General features: G+C 31.6%; 3 protein-coding genes. All 3 read right to left on the reverse strand.

The features are described 5' to 3' along the window. A partial coding sequence (gene rfbB / locus I4V63_RS15410; protein ID WP_196002101.1) for a dTDP-glucose 4,6-dehydratase occupies positions 1 to 953 on the reverse strand: 953 nt, incomplete at its 3' end. Positions 954 to 1,051: 98 nt separating this feature from the next. Further along, positions 1,052 to 1,945 (reverse strand): dTDP-4-dehydrorhamnose reductase, encoded by an 894-nt coding sequence (gene rfbD, locus I4V63_RS15415; protein ID WP_196002102.1) that lies wholly within the window; start codon positions 1,943 to 1,945, stop codon positions 1,052 to 1,054. Positions 1,946 to 1,992: 47 nt separating this feature from the next. Beyond that, positions 1,993 to 2,558: dTDP-4-dehydrorhamnose 3,5-epimerase (gene rfbC, locus I4V63_RS15420; RefSeq protein WP_196002103.1), on the reverse strand; the 566-nt coding region annotated here is incomplete at its 5' end.

Below are 2,558 nucleotides of genomic sequence, written 5' to 3' on the forward strand. Positions count from 1 at the left end.
CCAACTTCAAAAGTAGTTTCAGGATACCATCCTAATTCATCCTTAATCTTAGTTGGGTCGATTCCGTATCTTCTATCGTGACCTTTTCTATCTTCAACATACTTAATTAAGTTTTCAGTAACTGCTTCATCAACATTTTCATTTAAGTAAGCTATTACAGTCTTAACTATTGTAATATTAGTTCTTTCATTATGTCCACCAACATTATAAACTTCTCCAACTCTACCGTTGTTTATAACCATATCGATAGCTTTAGCGTGGTCTTCAACAAATAACCAGTCTCTTATGTTCATTCCATCACCGTAAACTGGTAAATCTTTATGAGCTAAACAATTGTTAATTAATAATGGTATTAACTTTTCTGGGAATTGGAATGGTCCATAGTTGTTTGAACATCTTGTTATGTTCATTGGCATTTTGTAAGTATCATGGTAAGCCTTAACCATTAAATCTGATCCAGCCTTACTTGCTGAGTATGGGCTATGAGGATCAAGTGGTGTAGTTTCCATGAAGTACCCTGTTTCCCCTAATGAACCATAAACTTCGTCAGTTGAAACGTGTAAGAACTTAACTCCTTCTTTCCATGTTCCATCTTCTTTTTCCCATGCTGCTTTTGCACAATTTAAAAGATTTACTGTTCCCATAACATTTGTCTTTGCAAATACTTCTGGTTCTCTTATACTTCTATCAACGTGAGATTCTGCTGCAAAGTGAGCAACGTAGTCTATTTCATATTTTTCGAATAAAGAATTAACTAATTCATTGTCACAAATATCTCCGTGTACAAATATGTGTCTTGGATCATTTTGAATTGACTTTAAATTTTCTAAGTTTCCTGCATAAGTTAACTTATCTAAGTTTATTATTCTTATATCTTCATATTTATTTAACATGTATAATACAAAGTTTGAGCCTATAAATCCAGCTCCACCAGTTACTAAATAAGTTTTCATAATTAAATTCTCCTTATTATTAAAAGCTTAAATTTGTTAATAATTTTATTACTATAATTAATGAATCAAGTTCTATTTAATTTAATCTTGAATCTTAATTATTTTTCAACATTATCCATGAAAGTTTTTAAAGCATCCTTCCAATCTCTCATTTCATCACCAATAGTACATCTAAGCATCATATTATCAAGTGATGAATAAGCTGGTCTATCCGCTGAATTAGGATACATACTCTTATATTCTGCAGAAGTGCAAGGATTTACAGTGCAATTTCTTCCTGAAAGCTTCATTATTTCAGATGCAAAATCATACCAACTGCATTCTCCCTTTCCTGTACAATGGTATACTCCATATTCTTCTGTTTCAATAAGTTTTAATATATGATATGCTAAATCATTTGCATGTGTTGGATTTCCAAGTTGGTCATTTACAACACTTAATGTATCTCTATCTTTTCCAAGCTTCATCATTGTATAAACAAAGTTATGTCCTACATACCCATAAAGCCATGCTGTTCTAACTATATAATATTTTGATGAAAAATCTCTTACGAACTCTTCACCTAAAAGCTTAGTTTTTCCGTAAACACTTACAGGCGCCACTAAATCAGATTCCTTTAATGGTGTTTCTCCTACTCCACTAAATACATAGTCAGTTGAAACTTGAACTATTTTTGCTCCTAATTCTTCAGCTACCATAGCTAAATTTCTAGGACCTAGTGAATTTATTTTAAAAGCTAAATCTTGATTTGCTTCACATCCATCAACATTTGTTGCTGCAGCGCAGTTTATAACTACGTCTGGTTTAATATCATTTAAAACTTTCTTAACTTGTTCTAAGTTTGTTATATCTAATGTATCTACATCCATAGCAAAAACTTTTGCATTTTTAATTTCTTCTGAAACTGCTCCTATTTCTGCTTTTCCTGTAGCTACTATTTTTTGCAGTTCATTTCCTAATTGTCCATTTGAACCAGTTATTAATATCTTCATCTTACTACCTCCATTACGTTAATTTTTTTATTTCAAATTAGCACTCTTTATTTTTCGTAAACGAACGGTAGGTCTAATTCCTTAAATTTCTTTTGCTTCTTATCTTTTTCTGATAATAATATTTCTTCGATTCCATCTAATGGCCATTCTACAGCAACATCTTCATCGTTCCATAAAAGTCCACCATCATGTTCTGGTGAATAGAAATCTGTACATTTATAGTTAAATGTTGCAGTTTCAGATAATACTACAAATCCATGTGCAAAACCTTCTGGTACATAGAATTGTCTCTTATTTTCTGCACTTAAGTATACACCTTCCCATTGTCCGTATGTTGGTGACCCTTTTCTTAAGTCTACAGCAACATCCCAAACTTCACCTTCAGTACATCTTACAAGCTTTCCTTGTGTATGTTGTGTTTGGAAGTGTAATCCTCTTAAAACACCTTTTTTAGATCTTGATTCATTATCTTGTACGAAAGTCATTGTTAAACCTGCTTCATCAAAATGTTGCTTGTTATAACTTTCCATGAAATATCCTCTAGCATCTCCAAATACCTTTGGTTCTACAATATATAAATCAGGTATTTTAGTTTCTATAAATTTAAAATTTC

Origin of the sequence: Clostridium sp. 1001271B_151109_B4 (assembly GCF_015670405.1) — a bacterium.
Lineage (GTDB): Bacteria > Bacillota > Clostridia > Clostridiales > Clostridiaceae > Clostridium.

What these genes read in the sequence shown, in the direction of transcription:
- rfbD (WP_196002102.1), bottom strand. Translation starts at nt 1,945, where the DNA reads ATGAAGATATTAATAACTGGTTCAAATGGACAATTAGGAAATGAACTG.